This is a genomic window from Alkalicoccobacillus porphyridii (assembly GCF_007293315.1).
GTDB lineage: Bacteria > Bacillota > Bacilli > Bacillales > Bacillaceae_D > Alkalicoccobacillus > Alkalicoccobacillus porphyridii.
The window spans coordinates 75112-96622 of sequence record NZ_VLXZ01000004.1; the positions used below are offsets into that span (position 1 = coordinate 75112).

A 21511-nucleotide genomic window follows, 5' to 3' on the forward strand; every position below is an offset into this window, starting at 1 on the left:
CCTACCTCTTTCGTTATAATAACAAAGATGAGCAGAACAATTATGTTAGCCTACATAACTGTTCTGCTCTTTCTTGTTGCTAAAACCAACTTGGACATAAGAAGATCTCAATCTGACAGAAGAATTTCAAATTATCTTTTAGAGTTGTATTCTTTTGTGTAACAGTTTGGGTTGAGCGCAGTCATCAAAATAGGGTATGATGATCAAAAGATATTTAAGAAGGAGACCACATGAACGGGGATTACGAGCAATTTATTCAATCGCTTAAATCAATGACTGGCATTGATTTAGCATCCTATAAAGAAGCACAAATGAAACGAAGATTAACATCATTACGAGAGAAAAAAGGATTTCCAGACTTTGCATCCTATGTTAGAGCTATGTTACATAATCAGGAGCTGTTAGATGAGTGTTTGGAAAGAATGACGATTAATGTTTCTGAATTTTTTCGAAACCACTCACGTTGGCAGGTACTCGATCAGGACATTCTACCGAGATTGCTAACTCCAACACGAACGCTTAAAACCTGGAGTGCAGCGTGTTCTTCAGGTGAAGAACCGTATACACTGGCTATGATTCTTCTAAAGCATTTACAGCCTGACCAATTCTCAATCCTGGCAACAGATCTCGATCGTGTGATTTTAGAGCGTGCAAAGCTCGGGTTGTATGGGGAGCGTTCTATGAAGGAAGTTCCACCCATTATGCTCGATCAATATTTTTCAAAGAAAAGCACGATCTATGAGCTTGATGCAACATTAAAACAATTGGTTACATTTAAACAACAAAATTTGTTATCAGATCGGTTTGCAGGACCGTATGATTTAATTATCTGTCGGAATGTGATGATTTATTTTACGGAGGAAGCCAAGCATATTCTTTATCAGAAATTCAGTAGAGCATTACGACCTGGCGGGATATTGTTTGTAGGTAGCACCGAACAGATCTTTAATCCAGATACATATGGTTTAAAAAGTCGAGATACGTTCTTTTATGAAAAGATTGGATAAACAGAATTGATTTTAGTGTGATAGAAGACATCAATATAAATATATGTTATAATTTAACGCATAAAAGCGATAAAGAATTGAGTTATACGTATGGATAGTAGGGGGATGGAAGATGAGATATTTAACGGCAGGAGAGTCGCATGGACCACAGCTAACAACCATAATTGAAGGGGTGCCGGCTCAGCTGGAGCTTACGGCGGAAGATATTAATACAGAGCTTTCCAGAAGACAGGGCGGTTATGGTCGTGGCAGACGTATGCAAATTGAAAAGGACCAGGTTCAAATTACAAGTGGCGTTCGTCATGGAAAAACTACAGGGGCTCCCATCGCCTTAGTAGTAGAGAACAAGGATTGGACTCATTGGACAAAGGTGATGGGCGCTGAGCCTATTTCAGATGAAGAAGAGAAGGAAGTAAAAAGAAAGCTAACTCGACCAAGACCGGGGCATGCAGATTTAAATGGTGCGATTAAGTATGGTCATCGTGATATGCGGAACGTTCTAGAGCGCTCCTCTGCAAGAGAAACGACAGTTCGAGTGGCAGCAGGAGCCGTCGCAAAAAAAATCCTCAAAACGTTTGGAATTGAAGTAGCAGGGCACGTTCTTGAAATTGGTGGCGTCCGTGCTGTTCAAACAGAATATCAATCTGTTAAGGATCTTAAAGAACGCTCTGAAGCCTCTCAGGTACGCTGTTTAGATGACCAGGCATCAGAGCAAATGATGGCTGCCATAGATCAAGCAAAACAAGACGGAGATTCAATTGGGGGCATAGTTGAGGTTGTTGTGAGTGGTGTACCAATTGGACTCGGAAGTCATGTGCAATATGACCGTAAGCTTGATGCGAAAATTGCTGGTGCCATTATGAGCATTAATGCTTTTAAAGGTGTAGAAATTGGCATTGGTTTTGAAGCGGCTAAATTACCAGGCAGTCGTGTTCACGATGAAATTATTTGGGACGAAGAGCAAGGCTACACCCGAAAGACCAACAATCTTGGTGGGTTTGAGGGCGGAATGACAAATGGTATGCCTATCGTAGTAAAAGGCGTAATGAAGCCAATACCAACCTTATATAAGCCTCTTCAAAGTGTAGACATTGAAACAAAAGAGCCGTTCCAAGCCAGCATTGAACGCTCGGACAGCTGTGCAGTTCCAGCAGCCTCTGTAGTGGCTGAAGCAGTCGTGGCTTGGGAAATAGCTGGTGCCCTGCTTGAAACGTTTGGACAGGATAAGGTGGAAGCTATTTCTGAGAATATTCATCGTCACAATGCTGCGGCAAAGGACTTTTAATTAATGAAACAGGTTCATGTAAATACAAATGACCATTCATATACCGTGTATTTAGACAATGGGTTACGATTTGAAACCGGGAAATGGCTGCAGAAGTGTCTGGAGCAACCGGTGTCTTCTATTTTAGTTATTACAGATTCCACGGTTGGTCCGCTATATTTAAAGGATGTGCTCTCTGGTTTAAGTGGATTTGAGCAAGTGCATACTGTGACGATTCCGAGTGGCGAACAGTCAAAATCCTTTGCTGAATATGAGCGATTGATTACGGAAGCTTTAACGTGTGGTTTGGACAGGAAATCAGTCATCATTGCACTTGGTGGCGGCGTCGTTGGAGATATTGCTGGGTTTGTTGCGGCTTCCTATATGCGAGGTATTCGTTTTGTTCAAATGCCGACAACGCTGCTCGCTCATGATAGTAGTGTCGGAGGAAAAGTCGCCATTAATCATGCTTTAGGTAAGAACATGGTAGGGGCATTTCATCAGCCTGAAGTTGTATTATATGACACAGCGATGCTGGGGTCACTTTCAACACAAGAATGGCGCTCGGGCTTTGCTGAGGTCCTAAAGCATGGTCTCATTCTTAATCGCCCATTTTATGAGTGGCTGCAAACGTCCATTAAGTCATTTGACTCCATAGATAATGACTTAATGGCAGAGCTTCTTAGTCAATCAATAGCTATTAAAGCGAAGGTCGTATCCGAGGATGAACAAGAGCATGGCGTTAGAGCGCTGCTAAACCTTGGACACACACTTGGACACGCAATTGAGTCCGTATCCGGATATGGGCGAATCACTCATGGTGAGGCAGTAGTCATAGGAATTGTGTTTGCAATGAGGCTGAGTGAACAGCTTTATGATACTCATCTTGATATACCTAGCTTCATAGCCTGGGTGAAGTCATTCGGATATGAGACTGAAATTCCTAATGAGTTAAGTCGTCAAGAGCTTTTACTTGCTATGAAAAAAGACAAAAAAACAGAAGCCGGAATGATCCGGATGATCTTATTAAAAGAAATTGGAGTAGCTTGTGTAGAGAAGGTAGAAACAGATATAATTTTTTCTCTACTCAAAGAGAATTAGGAGGCTGGAAATGGTTCGAGGCATTCGTGGGGCAACAACTGTCGAAGAAAATAAGGAGCACTTCATTCTGGATGCAACCGAGCAGCTTTTTGTGGATATAGTGAAGCAAAATAACATCAAACCTGAGGACGTGGCACAAGTATTATTAACGGCCACATCAGACCTAAATGCTGCCTTTCCAGCTAAAGCAATGCGCCGCTTAGAGGGCTGGGACTATGTTCCGGTAACCTGTGCGCAAGAAATAAATGTGGCTTCTGGTATGCCACTATGCATTCGAATGCTTATGACGGTTAACACAGATAAAACACAGCAACAAATAAAGCATGTTTATTTAAACAATGCAGTTAAGCTTCGTCCTGATTTGGCACAAACAGAAGTTGATAGTTGACGATTAGGATAGATGCAAGGTACAATTTATGAAAGTGTACGGACCAGAGGGTCTGTAGCTTCAGATGAGAGTATTACGAGATGAGAAAAAATGAGAAGAGCCGAGTAGAGAAGAGCTGAGTAGAGACGAGCGGAGACGAGACCAGTCTGCCCTTTACACGTCCCTGAGCCAAGCTCAGAGGGCGTTTTTATATTCCTCTATAGTTACCCTTCCTTCTACTGGCCCTCATATACGTGAGGAGCGAGACAATTCAATGAGACAGACCCCCTATGATACCTTTGCCGAAGCTTGCAAATCGTATGGTACGGTTAGATTTACAGCTAGCTATTTTGCTGATGGCCTTACACCCATCCATATCATTCAACAGCTTCATGATCAGGCTGCCTTTTTACTTGAAAGTAAGGACGAACAATCAACATGGTCTCGGTATTCGTTTATCGGACTAAATCCACTGTACGAATTAAAAGAAAATCAGGGAACGTATGAAACATTTGATCGAAATAAAAAAGTACTAGTAAAGGCTAGCTCATTTGAAGCTGCTTTTGAGAACACATTAACAAAGCTTGATGTAGAACCAAGTGACATCCCCATTCCATTTACTGGTGGTGCAGTTGGATACATGAGCTATGATGCAATTGAAACGATTGAACCAAAGTTAAAGCGAGAGACAGAATCAGTCTTGCCGCACTATCATTTTCTTTTTTGTGAGACATTAATTTCTTACGATCACGAGCAAAAAGAGCTAGTAGTTATGGTGCACTTGCCAAAAGATGATTCCTCCACTAAAGAACGATATGAACGGGGAGAAGCGATTGTTGCTGATGTGATGGGGAAATTAAGCAGAACATCTATTTCAACTCTATCTTCGGGTATACCTACAAGTAATCAAGAGGTTTCCTTTGAGGGAATATCATCAAATTATACAAAAGAGACATATATTCGTGATGTGGAAGCTGTTCAAGAGTATATTAAAGCCGGAGATGTATTTCAAACCGTGTTATCGCAACGATTTACTACACCTGTTTCTGTAAAAGCTCTCGACATCTATCGCGTATTACGCTTAATTAATCCGTCTCCGTATTTATTTTATCTTCGTCTTGATGACATGGAGGTAGTGGGAAGCTCCCCAGAACGCTTGGTACAGGTCCAAAACGGACATGTAGAGATTCATCCGATCGCTGGAACTAGGCCTAGAGGGCAAACTGCTGAAGAGGATCTGCAATTTAGAGAAGAACTTCTAGCGGATGAAAAAGAACGTGCGGAACATTATATGCTTGTGGATCTAGCTAGAAATGATGTAGGTCGTATTGCACAATATGGCTCCGTGGAAACGCCACAGCTTCTAGAAATCGGTTTGTTTTCACATGTGATGCATATTGTCTCAAAAGTAACAGGGCGGTTACATCCCAATACAAAACCACTTGAGGCCTTAATGGCATCCTTTCCTGCAGGCACAGTGTCGGGCGCTCCAAAAATCCGTGCGATGGAAATTTTGCAGGAGCTTGAGCCAACAAGAAGAGGATTATATGCTGGCGCGATTGGCTATTTAGGTTATGACGGGAATATTGATTCATGCATTGCCATACGGACTATGACGATCCAAAATGGCACAGCGACGATACAGGCTGGCGCTGGTATTGTGGCTGATTCGCACCCAGAGTCAGAGTTTGAGGAAACAAGAAATAAGGCTAAGGCATTAATTAGAGCGGTTCAGATTGCTGAGGTCATGTTTAGTACAGAGGAGGCATCATCCCATGTTTAGAACGTTACTAGCGATGTGCGCAGAAGGGCATACGTTAACTGAGCAACAAGCTTATGAGGCTATGGATATGATGATGAAAGATCAAGCGGATGTTAGTCAAATTGCTAGTTTAATAAGCATGATGAAGCTTCGTGGAGAGTCGGTTGATGAATTAGTCGGCTTCACAAGAGCGATGAGAGATCATGCTGTTTCTATTCCGCACAATCTTAGCGGAGTATTAGACACCTGTGGAACGGGTGGCGATCATTTAAATACGTTTAATATCTCTACGGCTGTTTCCTTTGTATGTGCAGCAGCCTCTGTACCAGTCGCTAAGCATGGAAACCGAGCTGTAACCTCAAAAAGCGGAAGTGCAGACGTGCTAGAACAATTAAATATTGATATTCAGCAAGAGCCAGAAGCGGCTGCCAAAGCGTTAGAAGACAAAAATCTATGTTTTCTATTTGCTCCCCTGTATCATCGTTCTATGAAATATGCAGCACCAGCAAGAAAGCAGATTGGCTTTCGGACAATATTTAATTTTGTTGGTCCAATGACCAATCCGGCTAAGGCAGAATTTCAATTAATTGGGGTGTCTGGCAGAGAGCACGCGATCAAGATGGGGGAAGCCATTAAAAGGCTAGGTACTACACATACCATTCTTGTTACTGGTGCAGATAATCTTGATGAATGCTCTGTCCATGGTTCAACGCAAATTGTGGACGTGATGAACGGGGAAATGAATGTGTATGAACTCACACCTGAGGAAGCTGGGATTAAGACAGGTTCACTAAAAGAGATACAAGTGGCAACAACAACGGAAAGTGCTCAATTAATTCAGGGGATTTTCGCCAACACGGCTAATGCTTCGGCAATATCGATCGTTTGTTTAAATGCAGGTGCAGCCCTATATGCTGCTAATCAAGTTACCACTATTAAACAAGGTGCTGATTATGCTAGGGAATTAATAGAAGGTGGAAAGGTACTAGAGTATCTTCAGATGAATGTTAAGCAACAAGAAGAGGGGTTTAAGCATGCTTGAGACCATTTTAAAAACCAAACGTAAAGAAATTTCAGAACTGATACTACCTGAAGAAATGGAAGTAGAGCGACACTCGCTATATCAATCTCTTATACGACCACAAAGAACAGTGGGTTTGATTGCAGAAGTGAAAAAAGCTTCCCCGTCTAAAGGGTTAATTAGGGAGCAGTTTAATCCGGTTGAGATTGCAACAGAGTATGAGAAAGCTGGAGCCGACGCGATTTCTGTACTAACTGACGAGCATTATTTTCAAGGGCACCGTGAGTATCTATCAGCTATCAAACAATCTACGAAGCTACCAATTATGAGAAAGGACTTTATTATAGATGAGATTCAGATTGAAGAGAGTTTTAGAATTGGAGCAGATGCCCTATTGCTAATCGCAGGTACGGTCTCTGATGAAAAGCTTTATGAGCTATATCAATCTGCTTACAGAAGAGGTTTAGAGTGCTTGGTAGAAGTACATGAACGAGAGGAGCTTGAGGGACTTCTTAACGTATTTACGCCACAAATCATCGGAATAAATAACCGAAATTTAAAAACATTCCAAACGGATCTTGGTCAAACAGAAAACATCGCTGAGCTGGTGCCAAAAGAATCGATTTTTATTAGTGAAAGTGGAATTCATCTTCCGGAGGATATAGAACGTGTGAAATCAGCCGGTGCACAGGCAGTCCTTGTAGGCGAATCACTAATGCGGGCAGCATCTCCTACCCATGGGATTGCCACTTTATTTGGAGAGACAAATCATGAGACCACTTCTTAAATATTGCGGGAACAAAAACGAAGAGGATCTTAAGATTACCTCACAAAGTGCTGCAAGTTATCTTGGGTTCGTGTTTGTTCCTGGTGTAAAAAGGGAAGTCCGACCAAGTGACGTGAAACAATGGTTGTCAAAGCATCCTAATTCTAAAAACAAGAAGCTCGTTGCGTTATTTGTGAATGCAACGATTGATGAGATTCAGCATGTGATTAGCCAGCTGCCTATTGATGTGATTCAATGCCATGGCACAGAGTCCCCAGAGACAGTTGCTAATATACGGGCGAAAACAGGGGTTAGGGTTTGGAAAGCCATACACCATCAACTGAATGGTCGAACAGAAATGACGAGGTATGCAGGGATTGCGGATGGGTATGTGATTGATGCCAAAGTGAGTGGTCAATGGGGAGGCACAGGCCAAACATTTGACTGGAAAGCTGTACCAGAATACATTTCAGAAGGAAAAAGACAACGAGTGCCGGTCTTTATTGCTGGTGGAGTTGATACCAGTAATGTCAAGCAATTACTGGCTTATCAACCAGATGGGATCGATCTTTCCAGTGGCTTAGAGGTGAACGGAGAGAAGTCAACGGAAATTATCACTCAATTTGAAGGAGTTGTATGCAAGTGACGATGCAGTATCCAGACGAGAAAGGGCGTTTTGGTGAGTTTGGCGGAAAATACGTCCCGGAAACACTTATGAGCGTGTTAGAAGAGTTAGAAGAAGCTGTAGAGGCGGCTATAGATGATGAAGCGTTTATGGATGAATATCATGAACAATTACGTGAATACGCTGGCCGGCCAACCGCTTTATCCTATGCAAAAAACATTAGCGAGCAAATAGGTGGCGCAAAAATATATCTTAAACGCGAGGATTTGCTACACACGGGAGCCCATAAATTAAATAATGCAATGGGTCAAGCCCTGCTCGCAAAAAGAATGGGGAAAACCAAAATTGTTGCGGAAACCGGTGCAGGACAGCATGGAGTGGCAACGGCAACAATCGCAGCCAGATTTGGACTTGAATGCAAAGTATTTATGGGAACAGAAGACATAGAGCGTCAATCATTAAATGTTTTTCGTATGGAGCTGCTTGGTGCAGAAGTGATCCCGGCCGAATCAGGAAGCCGTACGTTAAAGGATGCTACAAATGAGGCGATACGCTACTGGGTGGCGAACGCAGAGGATACATTTTATCTGATCGGCTCAGTGGTTGGGCCACATCCTTATCCAAAAATGGTTCGTGACTTTCAACGAATTATTGGGGATGAAGCAAAGGTTCAGCTTTTAGCTACAGAGGAACGATTACCAACTGAGATTATTGCCTGTGTCGGTGGGGGAAGCAATGCAATTGGCAGCTTTTATCCCTTCTTAGATGACGATGTCGCATTAATTGGGGTAGAAGCTGCAGGTTTAGGGGTCGAAACTAAACACCATGCTGCAACCATCTCAAAGGGAACGCCTGGAGTGATTCATGGGTCTCTTACCTACTTAATACAAGATCAAGCGGGACAAATTATAGAGCCGTACTCCATTTCCGCAGGACTTGATTATCCTGGTGTTGGCCCAGAGCATGCTCATCTTGCAAAAAGTGGACGTGTGACCTATAAGGCGGTTACTGACCAGCAAGCATTGGATGCTCTCATGAAGTTGTCAAAAGAAGAAGGGATCATTCCGGCAATAGAATCTTCTCACGCGCTAGCAGTGGCTTTTGAGCGTGCTTCAGAGCTCTCAAAAGAAGATATTATTTTAGTTTGCTTGTCTGGCAGAGGTGATAAGGATGTTCATACCATTCGCAAGCATGTAAAAGGAGAGAGTCGTCATGAGCAATAAACGATTAGAAACAGCGCTTAGCAAACAAGAGAAACTGTTTATTCCGTTCATTACGGCAGGAGATCCTTCTGGAGAGGCTACAATTGATATTGCCCTTTCCTTACAGGAAGCGGGAGCGTCCATTTTAGAGCTTGGTATTCCTTACTCTGATCCGCTGGCAGATGGTCCCGTTATTCAAGCAGCCTCTAAACGAGCACTAGCAGGTGGTATGACACTGACGAAAGCTTTAGAGCTAGTACCTGTTATGCGGGAGAGGGGACTCGAGATTCCAGTTATTATTTTTACGTATGTGAATCCACTTTTACAATATGGGCTTAAGCGTTTTACTGAAGAAGCGGCTTCTTTTGGCGTAGATGGGATATTAGTGCCGGATCTGCCTTATGAAGAGAGTGATGAACTAAGCTCGTATTGCGAAGAGGAGGATTTAGCTTTAATTTCTCTAGTTGCTCCTACTTCTAAGGAACGTATCGAAAAAATCGCAAATCGAGCTCAAGGGTTTCTTTATTGTGTCTCTTCACTTGGTGTGACAGGTGTACGAGAGGAATTAGACCCAAGAATCTCAACCTTTATGGATACAGTGCGATCAGCAAGTCGTATTCCAATCGCAGTTGGTTTTGGAATTTCTACGAGAACACAGGTTCAAACGGTTAATGAGTTAGCGGATGGGGTTGTAGTTGGTAGTGCACTCGTGAGACAGATTGAAGAGCAGGCGGAAGCGTTAAAATCGCCACAACAAAAAGAAGTAGCGCTTCAACGCATTAAATCATTTGTCAAAGACCTTATTTCGGAGTAACATAGTCTTAGAATGAATTTAGACATGTAAACGAGGTGCGAGTATGCAAGCGAAGCCACAGCTTTATGGATTACCTGCTTATAAGCCAGGTAAACCGATTAGTGAAGTTAAACAAGAATTAGGATTAGATCAAGTCATTAAGCTAGCCTCAAATGAGAACCCGTATGGTTCTTCTGAAAAAGCTAAACAAGCAATTATTGATGCTGTATTAAACTCAGCTATTTATCCTGATGGGTATTCTACCCTTCTGCGTACTAAGGTGTCGGAGTATTTAGGGGTAGATGGGGAGCAACTTATTTTTGGAAATGGGACAGACGAGGTTATTCAATTTTTATGTAGAGCCTTTCTAACTCCTAAAGATAATACAGTGATGGCCAATCCAACGTTCTCACAGTATAAATTAAACGCAGTGATTGAGGGAGCTGAGGTACGTGAAGTACCTTTGACAGAGGTAGGGGAACATGACCTAGAAGAGATGCTTAATCAAATTGATGAGCATACAAAAATTGTATGGATTTGCAACCCCAATAACCCATCAGGAAATTACATCACAAAAGAAGCGTTTGAATCCTTTCTTAAAAAGGTTCCAGAGCATGTGATCGTAGCTAGTGATGAAGCGTATATTGAATATACTATAGCAGAGGATTATCCTGATAATATTCCTTTATTAGAGCAATTTCCAAATCTAGTTATTCTACGTACATTTTCTAAAGCCTATGGACTTGCTTCATTAAGAATTGGATATGGTGTTGCTTCTAAAGAATTAATTCAAGTAATGGAGCCGCTTCGTCCGGCTTTTAATACAACCACCTACGCACACGCTGCTGCAGCTGCTGCAATAGAGGATCAAGAATTTGTTCTTCATTCAGCCAAAAAAAATCGTGTTGAGCTAGAGAAGTTTGAGTCTTTTTGCCAAGAGCATAGCCTCTTTTATTATCCTTCACAAACTAACTTTATCTTAATTGATGTAGGTATTCCGGGTGATGAAATCTTTTCATATTTATTATCGAAGGGGTACATTACGCGGTCCGGAGAAGCACTTGGTTTCCCTACGTGTATTCGAATTTCTATTGGTACAGAAAAGGAAAACCAAGGAGTTCTTCAAGCGCTGAGTCAACTATTAGAAGAGCGCACGACAATATCGAAATCATAGGATCTATGTTGGTTGGAGTGAATGAAATGAAAAAAGAAGTGCTGATTGTAGGGCTTGGATTGATTGGTGGCTCGATTGCACTAGGAATCCGCAAAGAACATGATGTTCGTATTACAGGATTCGACATAAATGAAGAACAGCTTCGAATGGCGATATCTCTAGGTGTGATTGATGAAAAAGCCGGTTCTCTTGAAGATGCTGTTAAGAACTCAGATCTTATTATTTTGGCAGTACCTGTTGCTGCAGCTGAATCCCTTTTAGAGAGTATGAAGAATTATTCTTTTAAACCAGGAGCGCTCATGACAGATGTGGGCAGTACAAAAAATGAGATCTGTAAGCGGGCTAAAGAACTTAGTCATAAAGTTACTTTTATAGGTGGCCATCCAATGGCAGGCTCGCATAAAAGTGGAATAACAGCAGCAAAGGTGCATTTGTTTGAAAATGCCTTTTACGTCCTGACGCCAGATGCGGAGATTCAGTCACAGCAGATCGATACATTAAAGCAATGGCTAAAAGGTACAAGCGCAACGTTTTTAGAGATGAGTCCAAAAGAGCATGATGAAGTGACAGGGGCTATTAGTCACTTCCCTCATATCATTGCTGCAAGCCTAGTTCACCATGTGGAAGCGGAAGAACATAGAGATGCTAATGTGACACGCTTAGCAGCAGGAGGATTCCGAGATATTACTCGCATTGCTTCTTCAAGCCCAGAAATGTGGCGTGATATTTTACTGCATAATCAGCAAAGTCTACTTAGACTTTTAAATAGCTGGGATAGAGAAATGCAGCGTGTAAGAGTATTGCTTGAGGAGAAAAATCATGGTGGAATTCTTGAGTATTTTCAAAGAGCAAAAGATTTTCGTGAGGGATTACCCCAACGGAAAAAAGGTGCCATTCCTGCCTTTTACGACTTATATGTAGATGTACCCGATCACCCAGGTGCAATATCAGATGTGACCAGTATCTTAGCAGAAGCTGAAATTAGCTTAACAAATATTCGAATTCTGGAAACACGTGAAGACATCATGGGAGTTCTTAGATTAAGCTTTCGTTCCGAAGAGGATCGCGATCAAGCTAAACAGCAGCTTGGTCTTCATACATTTGAGAGTTATATTTTATAAAGGCTGGAAAGTAGCCTACCTCTCTCATATTAATAACATCAAAGAGCCGCCCATTGCGCAATCGGGCGGCCTTTCCTTTAGCTATAAACGTCTGTCTCAGCTTCACTTTAATCAGAAAAAAAATACCTGCATCCGAAAGCGTAAACGCTTACAAATGCAGGCTCAGCAACACGCTGAATTAAATAGTATGGATAGGAGTGGAGAGAAACCATACGCTTAATCCTTATTATATAGAAAACGCTTACATTGTCAATGGATTTAAAAATTTTTTTCATCTTTTTTTTGTTCTGGTGTTAATAAATGATGCATAGCTTGTCTTAATAAGAACCATCCCACTGGAGGGATTAGCTAATGTATCTACTTAATGAAGCGTTACGTCTCAAAAATAATGAGCTTTTCCGGCAATCCTTAGTCATTGATCAAGAGAAAATTAGCTATGTAAGAGAAAGGCTACCGTATTGGAAAAAAAGAAAAGTGAATATGGAAGGTATTGTTTTGGCACCCGCAAAAGTTGGTATGTGTATACGAATGTTAAACAGTCGTAGCGAACAGGAACGCGAAGACATTGAACGCCAATGGCTTAGTGAGGGTGTAACAACGATTATTGTGTTAGCCGAAATTGAAAAGGAACGAAATCTTCATGAGAAGCTTGAAGCAGTAAATCATAAAATGAAGAAGGTATCACTTGATTATGTTGTAGCTATCACAATTCCTTTAAAGCTATTAAAGCCCTCCCTTTTAAGGTTATGCCGTCGTTTAAAAATTCCTTTGATTGAAGTTCGAATTGACTCCAGAGAATCTCTTTCAAGAGTCGCCTGGAGTAGACTTGCGGAGGCTTCGCTTACGTACCCTTGTGTGTTAGTACCCTCAACCCAAGATATTCACTCGACTGAAACCACTCGCTTATGGCAACAGCAGAGTGCACATTTTGGACTAACAACGGCCTCTTCAAAGCGGATTTGGTCTAAAGAATTATTACAGAAAAGCGGTATCTACCCGCAAAAAGGGGAATTACTAGTAGGAAGTGATGCAGATTATCTGCTTTATAAGCAGCTTGGTTCTCATCAGTTAAGTAGAAAAGCTCGAAAGCTTGCGGCGAGCCATAATCTTGATTATGATAGGGTTGAAGCTGAAGTTGTTGTTCGAAGGGGACAGATTCTAAAGGCAAATCAATCTTACTTTTTGTATGGTGATGGTAAGCAAATTCAAGTGAACAAACCAAAACGAATGCTCTCTTTAAACTATGCCACTAAACACAATGTAAACATGTAGCATGGATGTAGAGTAATTAAGAAGTAGCTGGAACGGAGGATTTTAAATACACATGACATTAGTTGAAGAAGCCATTCAAGCGATAGAAGCAGGTAAAACAGAAGATGGCTTAAAGAAATTAGAGCAAGCAAGTCAGACGAATGATCATGAGGAAATGCTTACGGTTGCTGAACTTTATTATGAACTCGGTCATCTTAAGCAGGCGCAATCCCTTTTGGACGAGCTCTTAGTCCTGTATCCAGATGAAGGCGGACTATTCGTGTTCGCTGCTGAAATGATGATTGATGCTGATAATGAAGACGAAGCAATAGAATTGCTGCTAGATATAAAGTCAACAGATGAAGCTTATTTACAGGCTCAGCTTCTCTTAGCAGATCTGTATCAAATGCAGGCGTTAGATGAAGTAGCAGAGCAAAGATTGCTTACAGCATTAAAGCATGCACCAGATGAAGTAATTATTTCTTATGGTCTTGGTGAATTTTATCTTGATCGTGGAGATTATATGAAAAGTATTCCGCACTTGAAAAAAGCCCTTCACCAAAAAGATGAACTTTCAGGAATTGCGATTGAGCTAAAGCTTGCGGAGGCATATAGTGCAAGTGGTGAATTTGAAGAAGCACTCACCTATTATCAAGCAGGTATTAAGGATTCAATGACAGCTGATGCTTTATTTGGATTCGGATTCACTGCCTATCAGGCTGGGGACATGGTTCTTGCTATTGAACAGCTTGAAGCTCTTAAATCACTCGACTCGGATTATACAAGCCTATTCCCATATTTAGCAAAAGCGTATGAGGCAGAAAATAGAGTAGACGAAGCATTAGAGGTTTTAAGAAGTGGTATGTCAGTTGATGAATTTAATGACCAGCTTCATTTGCTCTCCGGAAAGCTACATTTTAAAAAGCAGAATTTAGATGAGGGAGAACATCATCTGCGGCAAGCTCTTGCTTTAAACCCCTCTAATATGGAAGCTTTCCAAACACTGGCAGCTTTCCTTAGACATGATGAACAAATGGAAGAATTACTTGAGTTATGTCAACATGCAAGATCATATGGAGAAGAAGATAGTATGCTGGATTGGTATGAAGCATTTGCACTTCGCTCATTAGACCAATATGAAAAAGCACTGCCTCTCTATCAGGAAGCCCTTGCTGCCTTTAAAGAGGACGTGGATTTTTTAGAAGAATATGCACACTTTCTTTTAGAGTTTGGATTACGCGCGGAAGCGGAAAAGTATTTCCGAGAGCTGCTTAAACAACGTCCTGATCGATTGGATATCATTGAGCTACTTGAGGAATTCTAAAGAATCAAAATTAAAAAAAAGGAAATCACGGCTTTTGTAGAGAACTGATTATGAACAGAGTGTCTTGTGAAGCTTAGAGCCAGACCAATCATTAAAGGAGGGTATGGAATGGGTAATACAGTTCCAGTTGTTGATAAGAAGGACTTTTTAAAAAGCTTCTTGAAACAGTATGAGCTCAAACGGCGTGAATGCGCATGGCTGCTTAACTACCTAATGAGTGATGACCATTTAATGGAAAAGGTTCATTTTATTGAACAGGCTGAACAGACCCCGAAGGCACTTGTTATTTCAGCGCAGGGGATGAGCACGGTGCCCTTTTCCTTTCGAAAGCACCAGCACGTAACAACGGACGCAGAAAAAGCATTTCATGATATTCGCTTAAATCAATCTGAAGAGATATATATAGAGCTTCATTTCAAAGGTGCAAAATCTTACTCGCTTTATTTAGCTGTATTGGAAGAAAATCCATATCTCCCTGAAAATCAAAAACGAGCTGAGATTATGGAAAATGAAGCAGATCGTCTGCTCTCGCATTCCTTATATGTTTTTAGGCGTAACCAGCTGTTAGGTAAGATTGACGACTCATTGGATGCTAGAGACCACGAGTTGTTTAAACAGTACTCTGAAGAACTGCGTTTATTAGATGATCAGTATCAAACAACGTAGAGGGCTCATGTTGAGCCTTCTCTTTTTTATTTGAGGAGTGAAGAAGATGAAATGGAATACTAAAGATATCAAGGTGTATCAGCAACAGAAACAATATGTGGACACTGTATTAATTCCGCTATTACCAATGTCTCCGGGTAAAGAATTAGCTCGTTCCGTCACTCAAAGTGAATATTCAATGGCGATATCAGATGAGCTTGAACGGATGTATCAAGGTCGTTTAATTGTCAGTCTCCCATTTACTTATCAACCAGTGGGTTCTTACGAATCTGTTTTGGATCAGCTAAATCAATGGATACATGCATGGCGAGAGGATGGAATAAAGCATGTTGTACTTGTGACAAGTGATAGTGAGTGGAGAAGTTATGAAACAGCACTGTCAGGCACTCTTATATGGCTAGCGGCTGTTTCCCTGTCTACGATGGAGCCGAAAGAACGTATGAATATTTGTTCACAAATTGCACAGGACCTTGCCCCTATTTTTAAAAAAGAGTGGTCCTAAAGTCCCGAAATTATGAAAACGAAATCAACGCGTTGTTTAAGAGATATTGCGATATGAAACCGGTTGTAGTATCATTACATTGTCCTAGTATGAATTAGTTTTATTGTCTAACGATTGGGCTTATTAACTGTTGGTAGGAGGGGAGAACCGTGAGCGAGAAAGAACATAAAGTGTCACGACGGCAATTTTTGACGTATACGCTTACAGGTGTGGGCGGATTTATGGCAGCTGGTATGCTAATGCCAATGGCCAGATTCGCTCTTGATCCTGCGTTAAAAGCAGGCGCTGAATCTGATTTTCATTATGTGTGTGAGTTAGATGAACTAACTGATGAACCTCAGCGTTTTGTTTTTTCATATGATCAAGTAGATGCCTGGTATGAGTCAGAAGTGCAACATGAAGCGTACATATTTAGACAGGGTGATGAAGTGATTGCCTTATCCTCTGCCTGTACTCATCTAGGCTGTACAGTGGCATATCAAGAAGACCAAAACGAATTTGCATGCCCATGTCATGGGGGTCGTTTTGAAATGGACGGTAATAATGTACCAAACTTGCCGCCACAAAGACCTTTGGATCGGTATGAGGTTTTAGTTGAGGATGGACGAGTATCTTTAGGACAAGTGAATCAGCAAACTTAATGGGAGGCGTAGTAGATGCTTCAAAAAATTTATGATTATGTCGATGAACGTCTTGATATTACGCCAATGTGGCGGGATATCGCTGACCATGAAGTGCCTGAGCATGTCAATCCTGCTCATCATTTCTCAGCATTTGTTTATTGTTTTGGTGGATTGACGTTTTTTGTAACTGTTATTCAGATCTTATCCGGTATGTTTTTAACGATGTATTATGTTCCAGATATTATTAATGCCCACGCTTCTGTGTATTACTTACAAAATGAAGTAGCGTTTGGGGTTATAGTCCGGGGCATGCACCACTGGGGAGCCAGTTTGGTCATCGTCATGATGTTTTTACATACGCTTCGAGTCTTTTTCACTGGCTCCTATAAAAAGCCACGTGAATTGAACTGGGTTGTAGGTGTATTAATCTTTTTTGTTATGCTTGGCTTAGGATTTACAGGGTACCTGCTTCCTTGGGATAATAAAGCATACTTTGCAACCGTAGTTGGCTTGGAAATTGCCGACAGTGTACCAATTATTGGTGATTTCACAAAGACATTATTAGCAGGTGGAAATATTATTGGCGCCGCAACATTAACTCGTTTTTTTGCCATTCATGTATTTTTTCTACCAGCAGCATTACTTGGTCTTTTAGGAGCTCACTTCATCATGATTCGTAGACAAGGGATCTCAGGACCGCTATAAGAAAAAATTCATGTGATGTAAGGCAAAAAAGGAGGGGACAACATGCATCGAGGAAAAGGGATGAAATTTGTGGGGGACTCTCGTGTGAAAGAGAACGGGAGAAAGCCCAATATTCCTAAGGATTATTCAGAATATCCTGGTAAAACAGAGGCTTTCTGGCCGAACTTTTTATTACGTGAGTGGATGGTAGGAGCCGTATTCTTAATGGGTTATCTATGTCTAACAATTGCTCATCCTGCTCCACTTGAAGGGTTAGCTGATCCTACTAACTCCGCTTACATTCCGTTACCGGACTGGTATTTCCTTTTTCTATACCAGCTACTAAAGTATACATACGCATCTGGGGATTATAACGTACTTGGTACAGTCATTATTCCTGGTGTAGCGTTTGGTGCTTTATTGCTTGCGCCATGGCTCGATACAGGGAAAGAAAGACGTCCAACAAGACGCCCAATTGCTTCATCAATGATGATGCTTGGGGTCATTGCGACCATCTTTCTTACATGGGAAGCAGTTGACCAGCATGACTGGGCAGCAGCTGCTCAGCAAGGTCAACTAGTGGAAGATAGCGACGTGGACATTGATATGGAGGCTCAGGGCTATGAGATTTATTCAGGTCAGTCAAGCTGTATTCAATGCCACGGAGATACGCTTAGTGGTACAGAGATGGGCGTTAATCTGTTAGAGACAGAGAAAACCGCTGAAGAAATTATTAATGTTATTGAAAATGGTCAAGGCTCTATGCCTGCAGATATGTTTGAAGGCTCTGAGGAAGAGCTTCAAATCCTTGCGGAGTATATTGAAGCCCATGGTCAACCTGAAGAATAAGATGTTTAAGAAAGATGTCTACAAAGTCCTCGTGTGAAGAAGAGGACCTTGTTAGGCATTTTTTTTTGAAGGAGAAAGAGGGTTAAATGATGCTACAAGCTTGGCTATACTTTTTTAGTAGACGGACAGTCATATGGCTATTGTTATTAATTAATGTGCCTGGAACAATTTATGGTTTTATATGGTATTGGAATCAGCTTAAAGCCACTCCGTGGTATTTTGTTCCTTTTGTCCCTGATAGTCCAACTGCAAGCCTGTTTTTTGTGTTTGTTCTCATTGCTTTTTTACTTAGGACAAACTGGCCGTTAATGGAAGCTTTGGCTGGGGTGACACTCATTAAGTATGGAATTTGGGCGGTAGTTATGAATTCATCAGCTGTGCTTGCGGGTGCCCCGTTAAGCTCGGATATTATTATGCTTAATCTCTCTCATGCAGGCATGGCACTGCAAGCCATTATATACGCTCCATTTTTCCGTCTTAAAGCATGGCATTTAGTGGCCGCTGCTGTTTGGACTGTGCATAACGATATCATTGATTATGTTTTTGGTATGTTTCCCTGGTTGTCGCAAGGTTTACTGCCATACTTACCGCAGATTGGTTATTTTACGTTTTTATTAGGTTTGTTCTCAGTAGGAATGATCTACCTACTGTCTTTACGAAAGGATCGACTTATTTTATCTGTACATTCATAGTAAATATCTCTTCTCCAGGTCTACTCTTGTCCATTTTTTCATAGGATGCAGTAATGGAGGAGGGATAGAGTGAGATATGTAATCATGCTCTTACTCAGTCTATTTTGTTTAAGTTGGCCTACGGTAGTGGCAGCGCAAATGAATGCTGTGGAAAGCGAATGGGCAGACTTAAACAAGACAGCTGATTTAGTCTTACAGCTTACAAAGCAAGGGGAGCAAAACAAAGCAAAAGAGTTATTGGAAGCATTTTCTTATACATGGACGGAGTATCAATCTGAGCAGCATGTATTTTATTCACCAGGCGCTGAGCAAGCCATTTCACTTACATTACATCAAGCAAATCAGGCCTTACAGTCTGCCGATATGGATGAATCGTATCAAATAGATAAAGTAACATCATTACGCTTAGCAATTGATGCCTTGGCAAATGAATCACAGCCGCTATGGCTTTATAGTGAAGAAGCGCTTCTGCGGACGGCCGACAATGTTGGCGTGGCGGCAGGAATGGATACACCAGAAGACTTCTATTATCAATTAAATGAATTAAACAGACAATATCAAGTTATTCGTCCGGCATTATCAATCCAATCGGTTCATGATACGCTTCTACTCGATCAACAAATAGAGGATATTTTGTCTGCAACAAAGCATCCAACTGTTGAGGTTCGTACAGCGTATGCTGAGAAGTTAAAGCAGGACATTATTGAGATGTATGAGGACTACGATAAGGAAGAGGCAGATCCTTCCCTCTTATGGATTATGTTCACGATTGGCGGTGTCATTGTATTCTCACTCGCTTATGTAGGATGGAGGAAGTATCAAGCTGAACAACAAAAGGTCAGAGAAAAAGAGAAATCTTGACAATCCTGTGAAGAGGATCATTTGAAGTTAAAAAGGTATATGCATATACTTTGACTTTCTTTGACGTTTTGCGTACACTTTAAATATATAAAAAGGGTGGGGTGAATGCAATGTCAATGAGTATACTTGTGTATTTTGCCTTGCTGCTAATCATTCCGATTATTGCTAGTGGGCAAGTGAAAAAAGCTTATAACAAATATTCAAAAATCCGTAACTCGTCTGATATGACTGGTGCAGAAGTAGCAAGAAAAATTCTTGATGATAACGGACTTTATGATGTAGGTGTTGAAGAGGTAAAAGGTCAATTATCTGATCATTATGATCCTCGTTCTAAAACAGTTAGGTTATCAACTGATAACTACCATAAGCCGTCTATTGCAGGTGCAGCCATTGCGGCGCACGAGGTAGGACATGCGATTCAAGATGCGGAAAGTTATTCGTTTCTCGCGTTCCGTAGTGCACTAGTTCCGGTAGCAAGCTTTGGTTCAAACGCTTCGTTTTTCTTTATTATTGCTGGTTTGTTATTCCAAGCGTCTGGTTTATTATTGGTTGGTATTGTTTTTATGGCCGCAGCGGTCCTATTCCAGCTCGTTACTTTGCCTGTGGAGTTTAATGCAAGCAACCGAGCGATGGGGCAAATGGTCTCTTCAGGAATTATTCGCAACAATGAAGAGCGTGAGTCAAAAAAGGTACTTAATGCAGCCGCAATGACCTACGTTGCCGGTGCGTTAGTAGCATTACTTGAACTTGCACGTTTTGTCTTTATGTTTATTGGAATGAATGACGATTAATCATAATTAAACAATCCACTCCCAGATCACAAGTAACCTGGGACATTTTAATCACATGAAGGCCCAAACGATAATGTTGATCATCGTTTGGGCCTTCTGCGTAAAAACGGGAAATGAAGCTTCCTATAAATGAAGAGGTCGTTTGTTTTCATCTAAGGTAAAACCTTCGCCGCTTACATCCGTTACATTATTAATTGTTACAAAAGCATGGGGGTCAATTCTATGAATTAATGCCTTAAAACGAGGGATTTCGTTTCGTGCTACCACACAATATAGCACATCTTTCTCAGTTCCTGTAAACGACCCCTTACCTTTTAAAGAGGTAGCCCCACGCCCCATCTCTCTTAATATGGCTTCTGAGATATCCGGAATGTGTTCAGATATAATAAAAGCAGCTTTGGCAGAATAAGCACCCTCTTGGATGAAATCAATAACTCTTGCCGCTATGAATACAAGCACCAGTGTGTACATTACTTCCCGATAATTAATATACAGTAGGGAAGTAGCAATAACACATGCATCAAAAACAAACATGGTTCGTCCGATACTCCAGCCAAAATAACGTAAACAAAGCTTCGCAATGATGTCTACACCGCCCGTTGTTCCTCCATAACGAAATACTAAACCGAGTCCCACACCTATAAACACACCAGCGAACAGGGCTGCTAGTGTTAAATCATCATGTAAAGGAACATGGATCAGCGGATAGCGCTGAAAGAGGTCTAAAAATACTGAAACAGAAAGTGTACCAATTAGTGTATAGACAAACGTTGTGCGCCCTAATAGCTTCCACCCTATAATAAACAATGGAATATTTAATAATAAGTTTGAAATAGCAGGATTAAAATCAAATGCATAAAAGAATAATAGCGTGATACCCGTGAAACCACCATCTGCTAAAGAATTCTCCATATTAAAGTATACGAGACCAAAGGACATTAATGCCGAGCCCGCAAGAACAAAAAATATATTTCGAATATGTTGATACATGAACCTTCTCCCTCCCTACCTTGATTACTCTATAAGAGACTCAGCAAAAAAGCTAGCAGTTCTTTATAATCTTCC

Annotated in this window: 23 protein-coding genes; 22 read left to right on the forward strand and 1 reads right to left on the reverse strand. The window is 41.2% G+C overall.

Going from position 1 to position 21511, the window contains the following annotated elements; genetic code table 11:
• Positions 1-230: 230 nt before the first annotated feature.
• The 22 genes from FN960_RS07790 (at position 231) to FN960_RS07895 (ending at position 20446) form a co-directional block, all read left to right on the forward strand.
• Positions 231-1007 (forward strand): CheR family methyltransferase, encoded by a 777-nt coding sequence (locus FN960_RS07790; protein ID WP_143848143.1) that lies wholly within the window; start codon positions 231-233, stop codon positions 1005-1007.
• A gap of 112 nt (positions 1008-1119) precedes the next feature.
• The gene (gene aroC, locus FN960_RS07795; RefSeq protein WP_143848144.1) at positions 1120-2292 is read left to right on the forward strand and encodes a chorismate synthase; all 1173 of its coding nucleotides are present in this window, start codon (positions 1120-1122) and stop codon (positions 2290-2292) included.
• Positions 2293-2295: 3 nt separating this feature from the next.
• On the forward strand, positions 2296-3372 hold the full coding sequence (gene aroB, locus FN960_RS07800) for a 3-dehydroquinate synthase (RefSeq protein WP_143848145.1): 1077 nt from the start codon (positions 2296-2298) through the stop codon (positions 3370-3372).
• A gap of 10 nt (positions 3373-3382) precedes the next feature.
• Positions 3383-3760, forward strand: coding sequence for a chorismate mutase (aroH, locus tag FN960_RS07805; RefSeq protein ID WP_143848146.1), 378 nt, complete (start codon positions 3383-3385; stop codon positions 3758-3760).
• A 253-nt stretch (positions 3761-4013) separates the two neighbouring features.
• Complete coding sequence (gene trpE / locus FN960_RS07810) at positions 4014-5522, forward strand: anthranilate synthase component I (RefSeq protein WP_143848147.1); 1509 nt, start codon at positions 4014-4016, stop codon at positions 5520-5522.
• A complete protein-coding gene (gene trpD / locus FN960_RS07815) occupies positions 5515-6543 on the forward strand; it encodes an anthranilate phosphoribosyltransferase (RefSeq protein ID WP_143848148.1) in 1029 nt (342 codons plus the stop codon). Before trpE ends, trpD begins: the two co-directional genes overlap by 8 nt.
• Positions 6536-7309, forward strand: a complete 774-nt coding sequence (gene trpC, locus FN960_RS07820) for an indole-3-glycerol phosphate synthase TrpC (protein WP_143848149.1) — start codon at positions 6536-6538, stop codon at positions 7307-7309. The genes trpD and trpC overlap by 8 nt, the downstream gene beginning before the upstream one ends.
• A complete protein-coding gene (locus FN960_RS07825; RefSeq protein WP_185970964.1) occupies positions 7293-7934 on the forward strand; it encodes a phosphoribosylanthranilate isomerase in 642 nt (213 codons plus the stop codon). Before trpC ends, FN960_RS07825 begins: the two co-directional genes overlap by 17 nt.
• Positions 7925-9136 (forward strand): tryptophan synthase subunit beta, encoded by a 1212-nt coding sequence (gene trpB / locus FN960_RS07830; RefSeq protein WP_143848150.1) that lies wholly within the window; start codon positions 7925-7927, stop codon positions 9134-9136. Before FN960_RS07825 ends, trpB begins: the two co-directional genes overlap by 10 nt.
• Positions 9126-9929: a tryptophan synthase subunit alpha gene (gene trpA / locus FN960_RS07835; RefSeq protein WP_143848151.1), complete on the forward strand. Its 804-nt coding sequence runs from the start codon at positions 9126-9128 to the stop codon at positions 9927-9929. Before trpB ends, trpA begins: the two co-directional genes overlap by 11 nt.
• 43 nt (positions 9930-9972) lie before the next feature.
• On the forward strand, positions 9973-11082 hold the full coding sequence (gene hisC / locus FN960_RS07840; RefSeq protein ID WP_143848152.1) for a histidinol-phosphate transaminase: 1110 nt from the start codon (positions 9973-9975) through the stop codon (positions 11080-11082).
• A 5-nt stretch (positions 11083-11087) separates the two neighbouring features.
• Positions 11088-12203 (forward strand): prephenate dehydrogenase, encoded by a 1116-nt coding sequence (locus FN960_RS07845; protein WP_368854046.1) that lies wholly within the window; start codon positions 11088-11090, stop codon positions 12201-12203.
• Positions 12204-12554: 351 nt separating this feature from the next.
• The gene (locus tag FN960_RS07850) at positions 12555-13475 is read left to right on the forward strand and encodes a hypothetical protein (RefSeq protein WP_143848154.1); all 921 of its coding nucleotides are present in this window, start codon (positions 12555-12557) and stop codon (positions 13473-13475) included.
• A gap of 52 nt (positions 13476-13527) precedes the next feature.
• Positions 13528-14778, forward strand: coding sequence for a tetratricopeptide repeat protein (locus FN960_RS07855; RefSeq protein ID WP_143848155.1), 1251 nt, complete (start codon positions 13528-13530; stop codon positions 14776-14778).
• A 108-nt stretch (positions 14779-14886) separates the two neighbouring features.
• Positions 14887-15444: a ReoY family proteolytic degradation factor gene (locus FN960_RS07860; protein ID WP_143848156.1), complete on the forward strand. Its 558-nt coding sequence runs from the start codon at positions 14887-14889 to the stop codon at positions 15442-15444.
• Positions 15445-15490: 46 nt separating this feature from the next.
• On the forward strand, positions 15491-15946 hold the full coding sequence (locus tag FN960_RS07865; RefSeq protein WP_143848157.1) for a DUF2487 family protein: 456 nt from the start codon (positions 15491-15493) through the stop codon (positions 15944-15946).
• A gap of 149 nt (positions 15947-16095) precedes the next feature.
• Positions 16096-16587, forward strand: coding sequence for a Rieske (2Fe-2S) protein (locus tag FN960_RS07870; protein ID WP_143848158.1), 492 nt, complete (start codon positions 16096-16098; stop codon positions 16585-16587).
• Positions 16588-16602: 15 nt separating this feature from the next.
• Positions 16603-17274 (forward strand): menaquinol-cytochrome c reductase cytochrome b subunit, encoded by a 672-nt coding sequence (qcrB, locus tag FN960_RS07875; protein WP_143848159.1) that lies wholly within the window; start codon positions 16603-16605, stop codon positions 17272-17274.
• Between the two features lie 42 nt (positions 17275-17316).
• Entirely contained in the window at positions 17317-18102 is a 786-nt protein-coding gene (locus tag FN960_RS07880) for a menaquinol-cytochrome c reductase cytochrome b/c subunit (protein ID WP_143848160.1), read from the forward strand.
• Between the two features lie 89 nt (positions 18103-18191).
• Positions 18192-18794, forward strand: a complete 603-nt coding sequence (locus FN960_RS07885) for a DUF1405 domain-containing protein (protein ID WP_143848402.1) — start codon at positions 18192-18194, stop codon at positions 18792-18794.
• Between the two features lie 69 nt (positions 18795-18863).
• Positions 18864-19655 (forward strand): sporulation protein YpjB, encoded by a 792-nt coding sequence (locus tag FN960_RS07890; RefSeq protein WP_143848161.1) that lies wholly within the window; start codon positions 18864-18866, stop codon positions 19653-19655.
• 116 nt (positions 19656-19771) lie between these two features.
• Complete coding sequence (locus FN960_RS07895) at positions 19772-20446, forward strand: zinc metallopeptidase (protein ID WP_143848403.1); 675 nt, start codon at positions 19772-19774, stop codon at positions 20444-20446.
• A 123-nt stretch (positions 20447-20569) separates the two neighbouring features.
• On the opposite strand, the gene FN960_RS07900 is transcribed toward FN960_RS07895, so the two are convergent.
• Entirely contained in the window at positions 20570-21436 is an 867-nt protein-coding gene (locus FN960_RS07900; protein WP_143848162.1) for a YitT family protein, read from the reverse strand.
• Positions 21437-21511 lie beyond the last annotated feature (75 nt).

Bases quoted from the DNA above. Each gene is read 5' to 3' on its own strand.
- trpD (WP_143848148.1), top strand. From the start codon at position 5,515: ATGTTTAGAACGTTACTAGCGATGTGCGCAGAAGGGCATACGTTAACT.
- FN960_RS07855 (WP_143848155.1), top strand. From the start codon at position 13,528: ATGACATTAGTTGAAGAAGCCATTCAAGCGATAGAAGCAGGTAAAACA.
- trpE (WP_143848147.1), top strand. From the start codon at position 4,014: ATGAGACAGACCCCCTATGATACCTTTGCCGAAGCTTGCAAATCGTAT.
- trpB (WP_143848150.1), top strand. From the start codon at position 7,925: ATGCAAGTGACGATGCAGTATCCAGACGAGAAAGGGCGTTTTGGTGAG.
- FN960_RS07880 (WP_143848160.1), top strand. From the start codon at position 17,317: ATGCATCGAGGAAAAGGGATGAAATTTGTGGGGGACTCTCGTGTGAAA.
- trpC (WP_143848149.1), top strand. From the start codon at position 6,536: ATGCTTGAGACCATTTTAAAAACCAAACGTAAAGAAATTTCAGAACTG.
- FN960_RS07900 (WP_143848162.1), bottom strand. From the start codon at position 21,436: ATGTATCAACATATTCGAAATATATTTTTTGTTCTTGCGGGCTCGGCA.
- FN960_RS07790 (WP_143848143.1), top strand. From the start codon at position 231: ATGAACGGGGATTACGAGCAATTTATTCAATCGCTTAAATCAATGACT.
- FN960_RS07825 (WP_185970964.1), top strand. From the start codon at position 7,293: ATGAGACCACTTCTTAAATATTGCGGGAACAAAAACGAAGAGGATCTT.
- FN960_RS07895 (WP_143848403.1), top strand. From the start codon at position 19,772: ATGAGTATACTTGTGTATTTTGCCTTGCTGCTAATCATTCCGATTATT.
- aroB (WP_143848145.1), top strand. From the start codon at position 2,296: ATGAAACAGGTTCATGTAAATACAAATGACCATTCATATACCGTGTAT.
- FN960_RS07845 (WP_368854046.1), top strand. From the start codon at position 11,088: ATGTTGGTTGGAGTGAATGAAATGAAAAAAGAAGTGCTGATTGTAGGG.
- FN960_RS07865 (WP_143848157.1), top strand. From the start codon at position 15,491: ATGAAATGGAATACTAAAGATATCAAGGTGTATCAGCAACAGAAACAA.
- aroH (WP_143848146.1), top strand. From the start codon at position 3,383: ATGGTTCGAGGCATTCGTGGGGCAACAACTGTCGAAGAAAATAAGGAG.
- FN960_RS07860 (WP_143848156.1), top strand. From the start codon at position 14,887: ATGGGTAATACAGTTCCAGTTGTTGATAAGAAGGACTTTTTAAAAAGC.
- aroC (WP_143848144.1), top strand. From the start codon at position 1,120: ATGAGATATTTAACGGCAGGAGAGTCGCATGGACCACAGCTAACAACC.
- hisC (WP_143848152.1), top strand. From the start codon at position 9,973: ATGCAAGCGAAGCCACAGCTTTATGGATTACCTGCTTATAAGCCAGGT.
- FN960_RS07850 (WP_143848154.1), top strand. From the start codon at position 12,555: ATGTATCTACTTAATGAAGCGTTACGTCTCAAAAATAATGAGCTTTTC.
- FN960_RS07885 (WP_143848402.1), top strand. From the start codon at position 18,192: ATGCTACAAGCTTGGCTATACTTTTTTAGTAGACGGACAGTCATATGG.
- qcrB (WP_143848159.1), top strand. From the start codon at position 16,603: ATGCTTCAAAAAATTTATGATTATGTCGATGAACGTCTTGATATTACG.
- trpA (WP_143848151.1), top strand. From the start codon at position 9,126: ATGAGCAATAAACGATTAGAAACAGCGCTTAGCAAACAAGAGAAACTG.